This window comes from Thermalbibacter longus, from assembly GCF_023806485.1.
GTDB classification, from domain to species: domain Bacteria; phylum Chloroflexota; class Chloroflexia; order Thermomicrobiales; family Thermomicrobiaceae; genus Thermalbibacter; species Thermalbibacter longus.
The window spans coordinates 1-17,342 of sequence record NZ_JAMSLR010000012.1 but is presented as its reverse complement, the minus strand read 5'-3'; the positions used below and the strand labels follow the sequence as shown (position 1 = coordinate 17,342).

Annotated in this window: 10 protein-coding genes and 1 pseudogene; 1 reads left to right on the top strand and 10 read right to left on the bottom strand. The window is 65.6% G+C overall.

Annotated elements, in window-relative coordinates; genetic code table 11:
• Window position 1: 1 nt before the first annotated feature.
• The 9 genes and pseudogenes from NET02_RS13690 to alr all read right to left on the bottom strand — a co-directional run bounded on the left by NET02_RS13690 (window position 2) and on the right by alr (window position 13,816).
• On the bottom strand, window positions 2–2,524 hold the full coding sequence (locus tag NET02_RS13690; RefSeq protein ID WP_284057989.1) for a response regulator: 2,523 nt from the start codon (window positions 2,522–2,524) through the stop codon (window positions 2–4).
• 892 nt (window positions 2,525–3,416) lie between these two features.
• Entirely contained in the window at window positions 3,417–6,563 is a 3,147-nt protein-coding gene (locus NET02_RS13685; RefSeq protein WP_284057988.1) for a type I restriction endonuclease subunit R, read from the bottom strand.
• Window positions 6,564–6,565: 2 nt separating this feature from the next.
• Complete coding sequence (locus NET02_RS13680) at window positions 6,566–7,462, bottom strand: DUF3800 domain-containing protein (RefSeq protein ID WP_284057987.1); 897 nt, start codon at window positions 7,460–7,462, stop codon at window positions 6,566–6,568.
• Window positions 7,459–8,172: a transposase gene (locus NET02_RS13675; RefSeq protein ID WP_284057986.1), complete on the bottom strand. Its 714-nt coding sequence runs from the start codon at window positions 8,170–8,172 to the stop codon at window positions 7,459–7,461. The genes NET02_RS13680 and NET02_RS13675 overlap by 4 nt, the downstream gene beginning before the upstream one ends.
• Window positions 8,169–9,488, bottom strand: a complete 1,320-nt coding sequence (locus NET02_RS13670; protein WP_284057985.1) for a restriction endonuclease subunit S — start codon at window positions 9,486–9,488, stop codon at window positions 8,169–8,171. Before NET02_RS13670 ends, NET02_RS13675 begins: the two co-directional genes overlap by 4 nt.
• A gap of 162 nt (window positions 9,489–9,650) precedes the next feature.
• A complete protein-coding gene (locus NET02_RS16600; RefSeq protein WP_347711047.1) occupies window positions 9,651–9,887 on the bottom strand; it encodes a DUF4160 domain-containing protein in 237 nt (78 codons plus the stop codon).
• 147 nt (window positions 9,888–10,034) lie between these two features.
• Window positions 10,035–11,627, bottom strand: a pseudogene (locus NET02_RS13665) (class I SAM-dependent DNA methyltransferase); the annotation flags it as partial.
• Window positions 11,628–12,090: 463 nt separating this feature from the next.
• A complete protein-coding gene (locus NET02_RS13660; RefSeq protein WP_284057983.1) occupies window positions 12,091–12,414 on the bottom strand; it encodes a nucleotidyltransferase family protein in 324 nt (107 codons plus the stop codon).
• A gap of 184 nt (window positions 12,415–12,598) precedes the next feature.
• Complete coding sequence (gene alr / locus NET02_RS13655) at window positions 12,599–13,816, bottom strand: alanine racemase (protein WP_284057982.1); 1,218 nt, start codon at window positions 13,814–13,816, stop codon at window positions 12,599–12,601.
• A 207-nt stretch (window positions 13,817–14,023) separates the two neighbouring features.
• Between alr and NET02_RS13650 the strand changes: the two genes are divergently transcribed.
• A complete protein-coding gene (locus tag NET02_RS13650) occupies window positions 14,024–15,283 on the top strand; it encodes an alkaline phosphatase family protein (RefSeq protein WP_284057981.1) in 1,260 nt (419 codons plus the stop codon).
• Between the two features lie 143 nt (window positions 15,284–15,426).
• Here NET02_RS13650 and NET02_RS13645 read toward each other — a convergent pair whose 3' ends face one another.
• The gene (locus NET02_RS13645; protein WP_284057980.1) at window positions 15,427–17,010 is read right to left on the bottom strand and encodes an MDR family MFS transporter; all 1,584 of its coding nucleotides are present in this window, start codon (window positions 17,008–17,010) and stop codon (window positions 15,427–15,429) included.
• Between the last annotated feature and the right edge of the window lie 332 nt (window positions 17,011–17,342).

Below are 17,342 nucleotides of genomic sequence, written 5' to 3'. Positions count from 1 at the left end.
CTCAGGAGCAGCGCCGCAGCACGCAGAAGAGCGCCACGGCCAGCGCGACCCAGGAGAGCACGAGCGGAGCATCGGGTAGCTCGGATGGCAGCAGGTAGGCCGTGATGAGGATCGCTGCGGTGATCGCGAGCTGGCGAACCCGCACGCTGCCTGAGAGCCGCCCGGCTGCCAGCGCCGCGGCGATGAGGATCCCGGCTGCCAGCGCCGGCTCGCCGGTCGGGGGGGCGCTCGGGAATAGGAAGAGGCCCAGCCGGTCGGGAGAAAGCGGCGAGCTGAGCGCGTGGAGGAGCGCGAGGCTGCCGGCAGCCAGTATCGGCAGATAGAGGGGGCTGGCGAAGGGCGGAACCCCCAGCCGTCCCTGCCAGCCGGTGGCACCGAGCTTCGTTCGGCGCTCGAGGGCGACTGCCAGCACGAACACCAGCGCCCAGCCGGCGGTCAGCGCCAGTCCCGAGGTCTCGAAGGGCAGCACGTAGATCGCGAGCAGCAGGCCGGCCGTCGCCAGGCATGAGCGCACCGGCAGCGAGCGCACGAAGCATCCCGCCACCGCGAGCGCGCCGAGCATGGCGGCGAAAGCGCCGCTCTCAGGGCCGGTGAAGGGGGTATCGCGTTCCAGGCCAGCCATGAGCTGCTCTGGAGGGTACTCGACGGCCACCAGGTGGCCGAAGGCGAGCGCGCCCAGTGCCAGCGCGGCGAGCCCGGCGTATCCGTGCCGCCGCTCGTCGTAGACCCAGGCGAGTATGGGCACCAGCGTCGCCCAGCCGATCGCGACCAGTGGTCCATCGAGCCTGAGCGGGAAGAGCAGCGCCAGTGCTGCAAGCGCGGCGGCCAGGCCGGCCAGGCCGAGTGGGTGACGATCGTCCCGGGTACTGAGGATGTAGCCGCCGAGCAGGCCGGTGGCCAGCGCGGTCGCCAGGAGGAACAGCCCCTGGTAACGCGCTGCCGTGCCATCGAGGAGCGAGAGGCCAGCCCAGATGAGGAATGCTGTGCTCGCCAGCAGGAGCAGCGCCGGCCAGCGGGCCGGGCGACGCGAAGTCCTCTGGAGCGCCCCGGCGGTGGCCGCCAGAGCGATCGAGGCCCAGAGGCCGGCCAGCGCGAGCAGGCCGAGCCACAGCGAGATGCCCTGCGCGACCCAGCGGCCGAGCTGGGGGGCGAGCAGGACGAAGACCAGCACTGGTAGCCAGGGCCAGCCCTGCCGCAACGTGACCGCGGTTGCCAGGATCAATGTGCCTGCCAGGAACGCGGCCGTGGCCGGCGTGAATGACAGTCCGAGCAGCGCTGGCATTCCCAGCGCCAGGACGAGCGCCAGGGCGGCCCCCGCCTGCGAGCCGGCCCGGACAGCGATCATCCCAGCAGTCGTCGCCAGGATCAGGGTCGCTGCCAGCCCGGCTTCGGTCGGGATCAGCTCGTAGAGTCGCACACCGGCGAGCAGCCACAAGCCGCCGGTGAGCAACCCAGCGGCCAGGACGATCTGCCCGAGCAGCCACCCCTGCCGCTCGAGGAGCCGGAGACTGCCAGCCAGCAACAGCGCGCTGGCGGCGAGCCCAACGATGAGCTGGGCCACAGGGCCGACCCAGCCCTGGATGAGCGCGAGCGCGACCAGCGCGACTGCGCCGAGCGCGAGCGCCACTGCCCCGACCCGGACGAATGCGCGGCCGGCTGCTGGCTTTGCCGTGGCCGAGTGCTCGGCCTCAGTCGCTTCCCAGGTCGGGGGTTCTTCCCAGGTGATCACTTCCTGCCATGGCTCGGGCTCTTCGGACCGAGGCTCTTCAGCTTCACCGGGCTCGGGTGGCGGGGGTGGCGGTGCTGGCGCGGGTGCCGGCGGTGTCGTGACCTGCTCAGCCGGAGGCGCCGCTGTGGCGCCGCTCGTGAGGAGCTGCTGGAGCTGGGTCTCGAGGAGGCGCAGCCGCTCCTCCAGCAGAGCCAGGCGTTCCTGATCGGTGAGCCGTGGCAGATCCGGCTCGACGGGCTGGCCTGCTGCTGGCTCCGGCGGGTGCTCCGGCTCCGGTGGCAGAGGTGGACTGAGCGGCGGTGGCGGAGGCTCGAGGTCGAGCGCCGTCACCTGGTGGTTCTCGTCCACGAGCGTGACCGGCGGCGCTGGCTCGTCCTTCGCGCCGTTCTCGGCAGCTAGGCGGATCGCCTGGAACAGGTCTTCCGGCCGGATGCTCTTGACGAGGTATCCCCTGGCTCCGGCACGGGCGGCGTGGTGCCGGTACTCATCGTTCTGGTACATCGTCAGCATGACCACGTGGGTGTTCGGGAAGTGGCGAACGATATGCTCGGTGGCACGGATCCCGTCTAGCCCGGGCATGCTGATGTCCATCAGGACCACATCGGGGTGGAGATCCCGGACGCGCTCGATCGCCTCCTCGCCGGTAGCCGCCTCGCCGACCACCTCGATAGCGTCGTCGGTCTCGATGAGCTGCCGCAGCCCCTCGCGGAACAGGTCGTGGTCGTCCACGATCAGGACGCGGATACGCTGGTCGCTGTCCCTGGCGGCTTCTGCCCCATCCCCACCTGGCAGCACCGTGTCACAGCCTTTCCGGCATCGTGCCGCGGCTTCGGCCGCTCGTGGCTCGGACGCGTGCCATCATCCCAAGCACGGCGGTGCGCTCTAATTCTCTCACCCTCACCGGTGCTCCTGGTAGGGGAAATGGACCAGTGAGAGAAGCCACGCACCTGCGGGCTCGAGTTCGGTGTCGAAATTCCCGCTCCTCGTTCGTCATCTCGATGAAGACGGCGAGCGGGCGCGCGGCGCGTACCAGGAGAAGCGAAAGGGGGCAGGAGATGCGCTACATGCTCTTGATGTACGGCGATGAGCAAGCGGAGGCGGGGCTGTCGCCGGAGGAGTTCAACGAGCTGGTTCAGGCCTATTTCCGCTGACGCTCGCGCAGCCCCGCTGTCGCGGTGAGGAGAGTGAGGAGATGTGGCAGGGGCCACGCACCGCCCACAGCCTGGGCCCGTTGAAAGGCTCGCTGTCAGAGCGGTTCCGCGCCTTCATTGAGGATGGCTCAGTAGGCCACGTAGGGGAACACGCGGTGACGCCGGCTAACCGGCCGAGGGCGACGAGAGCGTGCTCCAACTTTCGCTGTCGCTCCGCAGAGAACTCGAGCGGCGGATCCGGAGGCGGGGGAAACGGAACGAACGCACGAGCTCGCCACCTACATCCTCGATCAGGTATCGGCCGGTGACGCCGCGCTTCATTGTCCCGCTCGCCTATTCACGTTCGTGAAAACAACAAAACAACGCCCAGCGCTATTTCAGCAAATGGCCAGAAGTGATAATACCGTGCCGGCATGCCTCGCCTGGAGACATGCTCGCCGGCTTGGAGGCTCGCTGCAATACCCGGTGTTCCCTGCGACACCGAGACTATCTGCCTCGCAGCGTGGATATCCTCAAGTTTCGATAAGGCGGCTCGCTCAGGCAGCCCAGCGCTCCGACCAGACTTCCGCCTGCTCCAGCACCGTCTGCGCTGCTCGCTCCTGCTGGTCGGGAGGATAGCCGTAGCGTCGCAAAACCCGCTTCACCAGCACGCGGAGCTGGGCCCGCACGTTCTCCCGCACCGTCCAGTCTATGGTGACATTCTCGCGCACGATCCGCAGGACCTCCTGGGCAATCTGGCGCAGGGTCGGCTCGCCGAGCACTGTCACCGCGTCCTTGCTCGCCGCCAGGGCGTCGTAGAAGGCGATCTCCTCGTCGCTGAGCCCCAGCGTCTCGCTGCGGCGATCGGCCTCTCGGATCTCCTTCGCGAGCTCGATTAACTCCTCGATGACTTGTGCGGCTTCGATGGCGCGGTTCTGGTAGCGGCGGATTGCCCGCTCGAGCATCTCGGCGAAGGAGCGGGCCTGTACCACGTTCTTGCTCCGCCTGGTGCGGATCTCGTTCTCGAGCAGCTTGCGGAGGAGTTCCGCAGCAAGGTTTTTGTGCTGCATCCCGCGCACTTCGGCCAGGAATTCCTCTGACAGCACTGAGATATCCGGCTTCTTCAACCCAGCGGCCGCGAAGAGGTCTACGACACCCTCCGGAACGACCGCGCGAGAGACGAGCTGGCGAATGGCGTAATCGAGTTCTTCTTCGGTTCTCGATTCTCCAGGTGATCGTTTCACCAGCGCCGCCCGCACTACCTGGAAGAAGTGCACGTCGTCGCGGATACGGAGGGCCTCCTCGTGCGGGACCGCCAGCGCAAATGCCTTGGCCAGTTCCTGCATTGCTGCGAGGAACCGGTTCTTCCCGTCTTCGAGTGCTAGGATGTGCTCCTGGGCAGCGGGTACGAGGCGCAATCGCTCCTGCGGCGTTGCGGTATACCAGCTTGACCAGTCGAATCCATAGAAGAGGTCGCGACATACCTCGTACTTCTCCAGCATCACCTTGACGGCCTCATCTTGCGAGATCGTCGCTCGCCCTTTCCCACCGCTCTCGGTGTAGGCCTCGAGGGCGGCTTTCAGCTCGTGGGCTAGCCCCAGGTAGTCGACCACGAGACCGCCCGGCTTGTCGCGGAAAACCCGGTTGACGCGCGCGATCGCCTGCATCAGCCCGTGCGCCCGCATCGGCTTGTCGAGATACATAGTGTGGAGGCTCGGGCAGTCGAACCCGGTGAGCCACATGTCGCGGACGATCACAATCTTGAGGGGGTCGTCCGGGTCACGGAAGCGCCGGGCCAGGAGTTCCCGCCGCTGCTTGCTGCGGATGTGAGGCTGCCACTCTGGAGGATCCGAGGCCGAACCGGTCATGACGACTTTGATCTGGCCTTTGTCATCGTCGTCGTGGTGCCAGTCTGGGCGGAGCCGGATGATCTCGTTGTAGAGGTCCACGCAGATGCGCCGGCTCATACACACGATCATCGCCTTCCCGTCGAGTGCCTCCAGCCGGCGCTCGAAATGCTCCACGATGTCGCGGGCAATGAGCTTGAGCCGCTGCTCCGCGCCGACGATCGCCTCGAGCTGGGCCCACTTCGACTTCAGCCGCTCCTTGCGCTCGGCTTCCTCGCCCTCGGTGACCTCTTCGAACTCCTCGTCCAGTTTCGGCTTAAGCGTGTCGGGCAGATCGAGCTTGGCCAGCCGGCTCTCGTAGTAGATCGGCACGGTGGCGCCATCCTCGACAGCGCGCTGGATGTCGTAGATCGAGATGTACTCGCCGAAGACGTTGCGCGTGTTGCGATCTGCCAGCTCCAGCGGAGTACCGGTGAAGGCGATGAAAGAGGCATTCGGCAGCGCATCGCGCATGTGCCGGGCGAAGCCGTCGATGAAGTCGTACTGGCTGCGATGCGCTTCGTCGGCGATAACGACGATATTGCGCCGCTCGGAGAGGACCGGCATGCGGTCGCCCTGCTCCTCGGGGAAGAACTTCTGGATAGTGGTGAAGACGATGCCGCCGGACTGCACCGCGAGATTTCGCCGCAGGTCGGCGCGGCTCTCCACCTGCACCGGCGGCTGGCGCAACAGGTCCTGGCAGCGAGCGAAGACGCTGAAGAGCTGGTCGTCGAGGTCGTTGCGGTCGGTGAGCACGACGACGGTCGGGTTCGCCATCGCGGGCTCGCGGATGATCCGCCCGGCATAGAACACCATGGTCAGGCTCTTCCCCGAGCCTTGCGTGTGCCAGACGACCCCGATCCTCCGGTCGCCCGGCTCGCCGCCGCGCTTGATGCCCGCCTCGTAGTGGCCCCGCCCTTCAGCGACCGCGGCCGCGTGGATTTCGGCAGCGCGCAGCGTCTCTCTCACCGCAGTCCGCACGGCGTGGAACTGGTGATAGCCCGCGACTTTCTTCTCCAGCCTGCCGCTCCCGTCGTCGTCGAAGACGATGAAATCCCGAATCAGTTCGAGGAAGCGCGCGTGATCGAATACGCCCTTCAGCAGCACCTCGAGCTGCGGTGCGCCCATGTCTTCGACCTGCTCCCCCGAGATCGTTCGCCAGGGCTTGAACCACTCACGCCCGGCCGTGAGCGTGCCCAGGCGCGCCTCTAGCCCATCGGAGATGACGAGCAGCTCGTTGAATGTGAAGAGGGTGGGCAAATCCGCCTTGTAGGTCTGGAGCTGCTGGAAGGCGGTCCAGATGGTTGCTTCCTCGTCGGCTGGATTCTTCAGCTCGATGATGGCCAGCGGCAGGCCGTTGACGAAGAGCACGATATCGGGCCGGCGGGTAGGCGCAAGCCCTCGCCCGCTCCGCTCCGTGACGGTGAATTGGTTGACCGCGAGCCAGTCGTTGTTCTCCGGGGTATCGAAGTCGAGCACGCGGGCCTGGATGCCCCGCATCTGGCCAGATGACGTCCGGTATTCGACGGTGACACCATCGACGAGCATACGGTGGAAGGCCCGGTTCCTCGCCTCGAGCGTCGAGCCCTGAGGATTAGTGAGCGTTCGCAGGGCGACCTCCACAGCCTCGAGGGGAAGGTCCGGGTTGAGCCGGATCAGGGCATCCTGCAGGCGCTGCTTGAGAACGACCTCGCGGTAGTCGTCGCGCTCGGCGAACGGCTCTCCCGGGGCGATCTCCGGGCCGTGCTTGATCTCCCATCTCAGCGCCTCGAGCCAGGCAAGGGCTGCCGATTCGACAAGTGATTCAGTGAATTGCATACTCACCCCTGCTTCTTCGTCGGTGCTTTATCTGCCGGGTGCTGCGGCTCGTACCACCAGAAGTTGAGAGGGTTGCGCGGGTCACGCGTTCGAAGGCCGCGTGGCGACTCTAAAGTGATTCCCAGCCTGTGCTCACTGCATAGACGGCAGAAGTAATGCAGAAAGTGAAATCTCTGCAGCGATGCCTTTGGAAGGGATTTACCTGTACTTAACTCATCCCAAAAGGAGATCTGACCTGTTTCTTTCCTCTTCCAGTTGCAAAACTCGGTGCAGTGCTCCGCCGCGAATACCGCCATGCCTGCGAATAGGTCTGCCATCTGCAGAAGGGGGTGCTCTCTTGATGAACTGGGGTGGATCTCCGCAACCTGAAATGCCACGTCGCGCTGTTGCGAGCTGTGGCTTTCCGCGAGCAGCTGACCCTGGGGGGACTGGCGACGAGAGACGGTCTGAAGGATCTCCTCAAGCTTGTCCCAAGCAATGGTTGACTGTTCATCTGCATATAGCGTCCAGATAGCGCCACTGGGCCATCGTAATCTCAGTACATTATGAAACAGGTGATAATACAGACGCTCAAGATTTGCGGAATCGTCTCTACCGGGGACGTTATGGCGGCTATCTGTCTTATCAAAAACAAGAACGTCTACTCGCAGTTGGTCGCAGCAGATCATATCAATAACTAGTTTGCAAACCTCCTCCGCAATGCTTCTCTCGTGTGTTCTGCGCAGCTCGCTCCACTTAAGTTCCCGCGCACGTAATTGCTGAAGGGATTCTGCTAACTTTTGCTCTACCTGTGTAATCGGCGCGATTGACCCAGTAATGAGGGCAACGCTCCCGAATCTACCTGTATTCCAGCTAGACTCATCGCTGAAGCCAACATGGGTCACGTCGCTAGAGATCATGGTCCGCGCTCCTGAAACTCGTCTCGCAGAGCTCTGCCTATGGATGATCCCGAGCGGCCGCGTGCTGCCTGACCAGGCACACTCACGCGGTGGTTCATGCCGCATGAGGGATTCCAGAGCTCCTCTAGCTCGGTCTCGATAGCCTGCGGGTCTTCCGGGTCGCACGCCCAGCGCATCGGGTTTTCGGCGATGTAGCGACGGATACGGTCGAGCGATGCTTCATCGCAGATGACATGCTCGTAGTAGTTGCGCTGCCACACCCGCACGCCGGGCGTGTTGCGCCGCTGGTTGATCCGTTTCGTGGTGGCGGCCTTGAACCCGGCAACGAACGCGCCGAGCGAACGGGGCGCAGGCCCGTTGGCGCGCGCAGCGGTGCCCGGCCTGGTTTGGGTAATGAATTCGGTAGGGGCGACCGGCCGGTCGCCCCTACCGGTATCGACGATCCAGACGATGCCGTGGACATGATTCGGCATGACGACGAATTCGCCGGCATGCAGCAGGATCTCCCGGCGCACCTCGGACGACCGCAGCCATTCCTCCTCGACGATGCGCCCGTAGTCGCTCATCTCCATCGTGTCATCGACCACCTGCCCGAAGAGACATGCGCGATCGTGCGTGGAGATAGTGATGAAGTAGGCCCCTGCCTGCGCGTAATCGTGTCCTTTCAGGCGGATCGATCGGCGATGGTGACGTTCTGGATCAAAGGTCATAGTCCCCGCTCCGCGAGGAATCGCTCTGCATCGTGCACCCGAATCTCGCCGCGGATGAGCTTGGGCAGCAGTGCATCCCGCAGGGCGGCGAGAGTGCGGGATTCATGAATAGCTCCGATCATTCGGTCAATAGGAGCCCGAATCGCCGCAGTAAAACTCTCTGCAGTTTTTTCTGGAGGAAGGGCCACTTGATAACGCGCCATGTCATTCCAGCTTGTGCGTGGCATCCGGGTTCCTGTCGAGCCCGCGCTCGTGTAATCAACAAACGCTGTGCTTGAGATGTGACCCAGTACGAAACCGAACCACGCCCCTTTCTTCGGCTTCACAACCACGATGTCGGTTGAGCACACGCCGTCCACCGGAGCGACCCCGACCTTGTGGAAGTACGGGCGGAGTTTCCCGAACAGGATTTCGCCCCGTTTGAACTCGAACTTGTTACTTTCTAGCTCGTCTGCCGTACTCCATTCCCAGAGTGCGAAGCGGCCTCTGGGCATGTGCTCAAGGGCGATGTAAGGAGTAGTTGGGTCAATTTCGTGTGGTTGAACACTCCGGCGCGGATTCTCGGCTATGTCGCCGAGTGTTCCCACCCGCCACCCCTCCGGAATCTCCCCCAGTTCAGAGTCGACCAGGCGGTCGGGGAAGAGGTCGTAGAGGTGGGCGGGAAAACCGGGTAGGGACTCACCACGGCGCCAGCGACCCTCCATCTTGGCGCGGACGGGCTCGAAGTCGACGAACCACGCCTTGAAAATGGCCCGCGCCATGGCTTCAAGCGTCTCGCTCATCCGGCGGTTCAGCTCGATCTTGTCGTCCAGCGTGCCCAGGATGTGGGCGATGGCGCGCTGCTCGGGGAGGGGAGGAACCTCGACGTGAATCCTCTCAAGATCTCGCAAGGTGACATGTCCCATGGTTGTTCTCTTGGCTTCGACATATGACCGAAAGGTATCTATCTGCGAGAGCAATAGATAATAAAGAAATACCTGATCGACACCCGGTTTCGCCACAACACGAAAGATGTGCTGATTTAGCGCCCCAAGAGGACCGCTGTACCGATAAATACCCACCGAACCTGACCACGAAAAGAGAACATCCCCTTGTGTAACTCGGTGAACGTCTTGCACGACCTCCGCAGGAACTCGATCGGTTGTCTCGGTTATGCCGTGGTTCAATTCAGCAATTTTGATCACTGGTACACCATCTGATCTCAGCTCTGAAGATCTAGTAACACGACCGTTAATATATTCAGCAAGATCACGCAAAGAAAAGCTTATCCATCCATTATCCTTATTTTGATTACATGAGCATCTTGGTAGGCTCATGCCACCCCTCCTTGCTTACGTGATGAGCACGGTACGAGGCTCACGGACTGTGCTTGATTCATTGTCCCTTGTAAGCAACAGCTCGTAGGCCTACTTGCTATACGACGTTGATAACTGGGCTGCCAATACCAGATTGATTCAGGTCTCCAGATCAACTGTGGCCTAGCTCACGTTTCCTCTTGCGGCTGCAATGGTCGGTCTCGTCTCATACCAGCACTGCCATAGCAGTGACTGGTGTTCTCTCGCCCACTGGATAACTACCGTTTCTAGGTAGTCTGGTAACTTGCCCGCCAGACGTTGGAGCGTATCGATACGGTAGCTTGCGCTCTTATCGCCATCGTTCAGTCGAGCATGGAAATGCGGCGGATTGTGATCCTTTGGATAAATTTCGATACGCACCTCCTTAATGCGTTCGATTAAGAGCTCCAGGATATCTGGCGATGCCTGTGATCGAAGATCGGCGATTCGCAACCGGCGTAGCAGGTCGGTGACGGCAACATCCAGTAATGTCTGTTCTTCCCCGCCGTGTATCTCTCTGGCCTTGTCAAACCCGAGTTCGCGTAGATTGCTCCAGATCGCCTCGTCAAGACGACGTGCTTCGGCCATCTGCTCGCGGAGTTCGGTTGTGAGGGCGTGCATCTTCTGCTCGAACGCCTCCTCTTCCTCCACCGACTCCTCAGTCCCCACGTAGCGGCCGGGCGTGAGCACATAGCCGTGCTGGCGGATCTCCTCCAGCGTGGCGCCCTTGCAGAACCCAGGGATGTCCTGGTACTCGCCGGCGTCGGCCTCCCCGCGCCAGGCATGGTAGGTCCGGGTGATCTGCTGGATCTCTTCGTCTGTCAGCTCCCGGTGCGTGCGGTCTACCATCCGCCCCATCTTCCGAGCGTCGATGAAGAGCACCTCGCCGCGGCGGTCGCGCAGAGGCTTCGTTTGTCCGGTCGGAGGGCGGCCGCTCTTGTCGCGTGTGATGAACCAGAGGCAGGCCGGAATCTGGGTGGAATAGAAGAGCTTGTCCGGTAGGGCCACCATGCAGTCCACCAGATCGGCCTCGATGATGTTCCTGCGGATCTCGCCCTCCCCGGACTGGTTGGACGACATCGAGCCGTTGGCCAGCACGAAGCCGGCGTAGCCGGTGGGCGCGAGATGGTAGATGATGTGCTGCACCCAGGCGAAGTTGGCGTTGCGCACCGGCGGAGCGCCGAACTTCCACCGCTTGTCGTGCCGCAGGCGCTCACCGCCCCACTCCCGCATGTTGAAGGGGGGATTGGCCAGGATGTAGTCGGCTTTGAGGTCGGGGAAGCGGTCGTTGTGGAACGTGTCGCCTTGCTCGATCCTGCCCTCGATACCCCGGATGGCGAGGTTCATCCTGGCCAGCCGCCAGGTGGTGTAGTTCAGCTCCTGGCCATAGATGCTGATCTGGGAGCGGGCCCGGCCCCCGTTCCCGTTGCCGGTCGCGTGCGCCTCGATGAACTCCACTGATTGGACAAACATGCCCGACGAGCCGCAGCACGGGTCGTAGACGCGGCCCTTGAAGGGTTCGAGCATCTCGACTAGCAGGCGAACTACGCACCGGGGCGTGTAGAACTCCCCGCCCTTCTTGCCCTCGGCGCTGGCGAACTGGCCCAGGAAGTACTCGTAGACCCTCCCCAGCACGTCCTTGGCTCTAGCATCGCCGTTGCCGACCTCGATGTTGCTGATGAGGTCGATGAGCTGGCCGAGGCGCTGCTTGTCCAGGGAGGGGCGGGCGTACTCTTTCGGTAGGACTCCCCGGAGCGACTCGTTCTCGCGCTCGATCGCCTCCATCGCCTCGTCCACGATCTGGCCGATCGTCGGCTGGCGAGCGTTCTCCTGCAGGCGAGTCCAGCGGGCCTCCGGTGGCACCCAGAAGACGTTCACGGCGCGGTACTCGTCTGGATCGTCAGGATCCGCTCCCTGGGCGCGCTCGGCCTCGAGCTTCCGGCGGTGCTCTTCGAAGGCGTCGGAGATGTACTTGAGGAAAATCAGCCCCAGGACGACGTGCTTGTACTCGGCAGCGTCCATCGAGCCGCGTAGCGCGTTCGCCGCCTGCCAGAGCTGGGCCTCATACCCAATGAGAGCGCCGCTCGCGTCTCGCACCGCCTGGTTCGACCGGCGAGGCATCTGCCGAACCTCCCCGCTAGAATTCTCACTGTACTGTCTCAACGTGCGGGCGCGGCTCTCGTCCCGTGCATGGCGGGTTCGGGAACTCGAGTCCGATCCTTTTCACAGAGACGTGGCCGGCGTCGGCGTTGACCCGCCTGCCGGTGGGTTCGGCTCATGTGCACATGCACGCCTCGCACAGAGCAGGCAAGGATGACGCGTCGATGGGCGGCACGGTGGACGATAGCGCCGCTGTCCCAGCTATTGGCAGGCTGGGGACTGGATAACCCGCGTTGTCCATATCCGGACGCAATCATCGACCCACTGTGGGATGTAGCTGAGATCTCCCCCTTGCTGAGACATAGAGTAGGTTGTCCCCGGAATGCTTGTCAAGGCCCGATCGTACCGGCTGTGTCCCGGAGCGCTCCACGAGGGACATATCAGGGAGCTGGGGTAACTAGAGCTCAGACATGCAGGCAGCACGTCACTGTTCGGTGGTCGGTAGTAGCGCCGATCCTCGCAGCGGCACGGCCTCTCGGAGCACGCGTTGCCGGATGCGCGCTTTCAGACCACGCTCCGTGACCACATCGACGCGGCAGCCCAGCAGGCGTTCCAGCTCGAACTGGAGCCCTCCGAGATCGAAGAGGCTCCTCCCAGGCTCTAATTCGACCAGCAGATCGATGTCGCTCTGCTCGTCCGCCTCACCCCGCGCCAAAGAGCCGAAGACCCGCACGTTCCGCGCGCCGTATCTCGCAGCAATCCGCAAAATTTCCTCGCGCTTCTCTTTTAGGGTGCGCTCAAGCGACATCGTCGGTTCCCTGCTCGTTTTTCCGGCTCGCTCTCACCGCAGTGCACAACATCTATAGACGATATGTGACTCTATCATAGCCCGGATGCTCGGCCTCGTGCCCTTTCCTGGGTCAACCCGCTCGATTCTAGCGAGCGCGGCAGGCTGGCTCCCGCGGCGGTGGCTCGCTGCGCCGGTGTCCTGGCTACGGGCGCTCTTCGACCAGGCCGGCGAGGTCGCTGACGGCTACCGGCTGGCCGCCGCGCAGGAAGATGCGCGGCACCCGCGCCGCCAGCGCCGTCACGACCTCGTAGGGGATCGTCCCGCACAGCTCGGCGATGTCGACCGCCGTCATCTCCCCGCTCCGCCCGTCGCCGAGCACGAGCGCCGGCTCGCCCGCCTCGACCCCGCTCACCCGGCTGACCTCGATGACCGTCTGGTCCATGCACACCCGCCCCCGGATCGGGCAGCGCGTGCTCCGGACGACGAACCAGCCGCAGTTCGAGAGCAGCCGGGAGAGGCCATCGCCGTAGCCGATCGGCGCAAGGCCGCAGCGGATCTCCCGTCCGGCCACGTAGGTGTGCCCGTAGGAGATCCCCTCGCCGGCCGCCACAGTGAAGACCCGAGCCAGCCGGGTCTCCAGCTGCAGGGCTGGCCGGGCGTCCGGCGGGGCTGGCACCGCGGCCGAGGGCGGCAGCCCGTAGAGGACGATCCCGGCGCGGACCAGCCGCTCGCCGGGCAGGTCGGCGTCGCCGACGACGCCCCGGAGCGCAGCCGCGCTGTTCGCCTGGTGGACGACGCGCGGGGCGATGCCGTGCCGGGCCAGGAGGTGCCGTACCTGGCGAAAGCGGCGCGCCTGTTCCCGGAGAAAGCCGGGGTCGGGCTCGTCGGCGGTGGCGAAGTGGGTGAAGAGGCCCTCCAGCTCCAGCCGCGGGTCGGCGACGATCGCCTGCACGAGCTCCAAAGCTTCATCCATCTCCACGCCGAACCGGCGCATCCCGGTATCGACCTTGAGGTGCAGCCGCGCCGGGCCGAAGTCCCCGCTGGCAGCTCGGGCGATAGCCGCGACGTCGGCCGCTGAGCCGACCGCCAGCGTCAGGTCGGCGTCGAGCGCCGGCTGAAGCAGGGCGTAGTTCGGCGGGCCGAGCACCAGCACTGGCGCGGTGATGCCAGCGCCGCGGAGCGCCAGCCCCTCCTCGATCCGCGCCACTCCCAGCCAGCGTGCCCCGGCGGCGAGCAGCGCCCGGGCACAGGGGATCAGCCCATGCCCGTAAGCGTTCGCCTTCACCACGCCCATCAGGACGACGTCTTCAGGTAACCGCGCCCGCACGGCCTGGACGTTGCCGGCCAGCGCGTCGAGGTCGATCAGCGCGTGGGTGCCGGCCTGCGCCGCCGCCAGCCGGTCCGCGAACGCCAGCGCCATGCTTCGCTCCCGCCCTTCGCTCCCCGATCCTCCCCGGCGTGCCGCGCGCCGATAGTATGCGCTTCGGAGACGCGTGCCAAGTGGATCACGAACCGGGTGGGGCAGAGCGGGCTATACTGGGCTGCCGGCCTGACTATAGCTCCTGGATCGGCACGACGCGTTGGCCGGCCGAGCGATCTGAGCCGGTGCCTGGATAGGAGGATCACCGTGCGGCCACACGAGAGCGCCGAGCAGCGCGTCCTGCGCGCCGTTCGCTTCGGCGACGAGCAGCCGACCTGGATCCGGCCGAGCTACGATGGCTTCGGCATCGTCAACCTCCCCTGGTCGCTCCTCGCCGCGCTCGGTGGCGAGCCTGAGGGGCCGACGGTCTCCGCCGAGGTCTGGCCGCAACAGCTCGCCGGGGGTGTCGAGGCCGTCCTGCTACTGGTCATCGACGGGCTGGGTTACCGCCGGCTCCAGCAAGCGATGGCTGAAGGGGTTGCCCCGTCGCTGGCCCGGCTGCGCGAGCAGGCCGCCTGGTTTCCCCTCACCTCGATCTTCCCCTCGACCACCGCGGCTGGCCTGACCACGCTGGCCACCGGCCAGCCGCCGGCGCGGCACGGATTGGTGGGCTTTACCTGCTACCTGCGCGAGTTCGGAATGCTCAGCAACCTGCTCTTCTGGACTCCCCTCGGCCGATTCCCCAGCTACGCCAGCCAGGGCCTCGATCCGCGGGCCTTCCTCCCGGTGCCCACCATCGCCGAGCTGGCTGCCGGGCTGGGAATCGACTGCGTCGTGGTCGCCCCGGAGGCCTTCCGGGAAACGCCGCTGACGCGGATGCACTCCGCGGCGGCTCGCTACCTCGGCTACCGGACAGCCGGCGAGTTCGTCGCGCTGGTTCACCGGGCGCTAGCCGAGCCCGGGCGGCGCCTGGTCACCGCCTATTGGGACACGATCGATAACCTGGGACACTTCTCCGGACCGGACCACCCGGCGACGCTGACCGAGCTGCGCCAGCTCGACCGGCTGCTGGTCGAGGAGTTACTGGCCCGTTTGCCCCGCCGCGACGTGCTGGTTGTCCTCACCGCTGACCACGGCATGGTGCCGCTCGACCCCGCGCGCGAGCACCGGCTGAACGGGCTGCCGCTCCTCGAGCGGGTCGTAGTCCCTCCAGGTGGCGAGCGGCGAGCGGTGTACTGGTATGCCCGATCCGAGGAGCGGGAGGCGCTCCGGCAGGAGCTGCTGGAGCTGGCCGGCGAGGACGGCTGGCTCGCCAGCGGCGAGGCGCTGCTGAGCGAGGGGCTGCTCGGCCCGCCGCCGCACCACCCGGAGGCGGCCTGGCGGGTAGGGGATCTGGTCCTGATCGCTCGCGGCGGCGCCAGCTTCCCCTATGACCCGCCCGGCGTCACCCCGCGCCCGTCGTTCGGCGCCCACGCCGGTCTGGAAGCCGAGGAGCAGCTCGTCCCCTGCCTGGTCTGGCGGCCATAGCCCGTCGCTGGGCGGTCGCCGGCGGGTCGCGCCCACCGCCAGCGCTCAGCGACGGCGCGCACGCTCCGGGCTTCATCTGTCTGACTTCGCTCCGGCTCTCAGGATGCCGGATGAGCGCGCGGCCTCTGGTACCGTTCGGGTCGTCACTCCGCCTCTTCAGCACCGGCTCGCCACTTCTCACTGTGTTCGGGCGCGGGGACGTGCGGAGTCTGGACCTGAACCGGCTGGCGGGGGAAGCTCAGCACGACCAGCGCGAACGCCAGCGCGACCGCGATCAGGACGCCGAGATAGACCGCGCCGAGCGCATCGGCCAGGGCCGCGCGCAGGGCGGCGAGCTGGGCAGGGTCGAGCGCCGCCCGCAGCTCGGGGTTGAGCAGCGCGTTGCTCGATGTTTCCGAGGCAGCCACACCGAGACGCGAGCGCATGATTGCGCTGAGCACTGTTCCCAGCGCGGCTACCCCGACCGCCCCGCCGATCGTGCGAGAGAACCCCACCAGCGCGGTGACGATGCCGCGCTCCTCCCAGCCGACCGCGTTCTGCACCGCGATGATGAACGCCGTCGAGCTGAAGCCCATCCCGATTCCGAAGAGCGCCGCTGCCACGACCGGCCAGAGCAACTCCGCGCGGCCCGGCACGAGCTGGAGGATCAGCCCGGCGACCAGCATCGCGGTCATCCCAGCCACGACCGAGCTTCGGAAGCCGAAGCGCAGGATGATCCGGCCCGAGGCTGTCGAGGCCAGCGACCAGCCGAGCGCGAACGGCATCACGACCGTACCGGCGGTGATGGCAGTGCCGCCGAGCACGCCCTGGACGAAGAGCGGCAAGTACGAGGTGACACCGAACATCCCAGCGCCGATCAGGACGCCACCGGCGAATACCACGCTGATCAGACGCCGCCGGAACAGGCGCAGCGGAAGCACGGGTTCGACCGCGCGGGATTCGACGAGCAGGAAGACCCCGAGCAGCAGCGCGCCCCCCACCAGGCTCCCGGCCACGTCGGGCGCCGACCAGCTACGCCCCTGTCCCGCTCGCAGCAGGCCGAGCAGGAGCAGCGTCAGCCCGGCAGTCAGAGCGGCCGCGCCGGCATAGTCGATGCGATGCGGCCGCCGCGCCACACGCTCGCGCAGGGCCAGGCCGATCAGCAGCAGGGAGGCGATCCCGAAGGGGATATTGACGTAAAATACCCAGCGCCAGCTCAGTGTGTCGGTGATGAAGCCGCCCACAGTCGGCCCGGCCACTGCCGATGTACCCCAAACCGCGCTGGTCAGACCCTGCAAGCGAGCTCGCTGCTCGATCGAGAAGAGGTCGCCGAGGATGGTGAGCGTGACCGGGATGATCCCGCCGGCGCCCAGGCCCTGCAGCATGCGGAAGAGCACGAGCTGCGGCATCGACTGGGCGATGCCGCAGAGGATCGAGCCGAGCAGGAAGAGCAGCGTTGAGGCGACGAACAGCCGTTTCCTCCCGTACAGGTCGGCCAGGCGGCCGTAGAGCGGCACAGTAGTGGTCGATGTCAGCAGGTAGCCAGAGAAGACCCACGGGTAGAGCGGCAGCCCCCCGAGCTGGCCGACGATCGTGGGCATCGCCGTGCCGACGATGCTGGTGTCCAGTGCTGCCAGGAACGTGCCGAACAGCACGCCGGTGACGACAGCGATCTGCCCGCCGCGACTGAGCTCGCGCGGTAGTTCCTCGCGGATCGACATCTCCGGTGCGCGTGGTGGACGTCCCATTGTCCCTCTCGACTGTGTTCGCGCTCGACCTTCCCCGGTCGGGAGTGAGGGAGGCACCCTCCGGATCGAGGGCACGGCTCAGTATAGGCCCCATCCCGGCCGGAGGCTATCGCGCGAGACAGGCCAGTGCGCGGGCACCGTTCGATCGAGCGCAGCCGGAGCGCGGGACGCCCGAGCAGCACGGAGTCCGCCCAGCACCGGCAGAGAGGGGGTCACTACAGAGCGCCTGCTGGTGCTACGATAGGCCGATCGGCCGCTGGGGAACGGGGTTCTGGCGGGCTGGAGGGATCTTGTCGCGGGCGGATGTGCTGATCGTGGAGGCGGCGACGGGC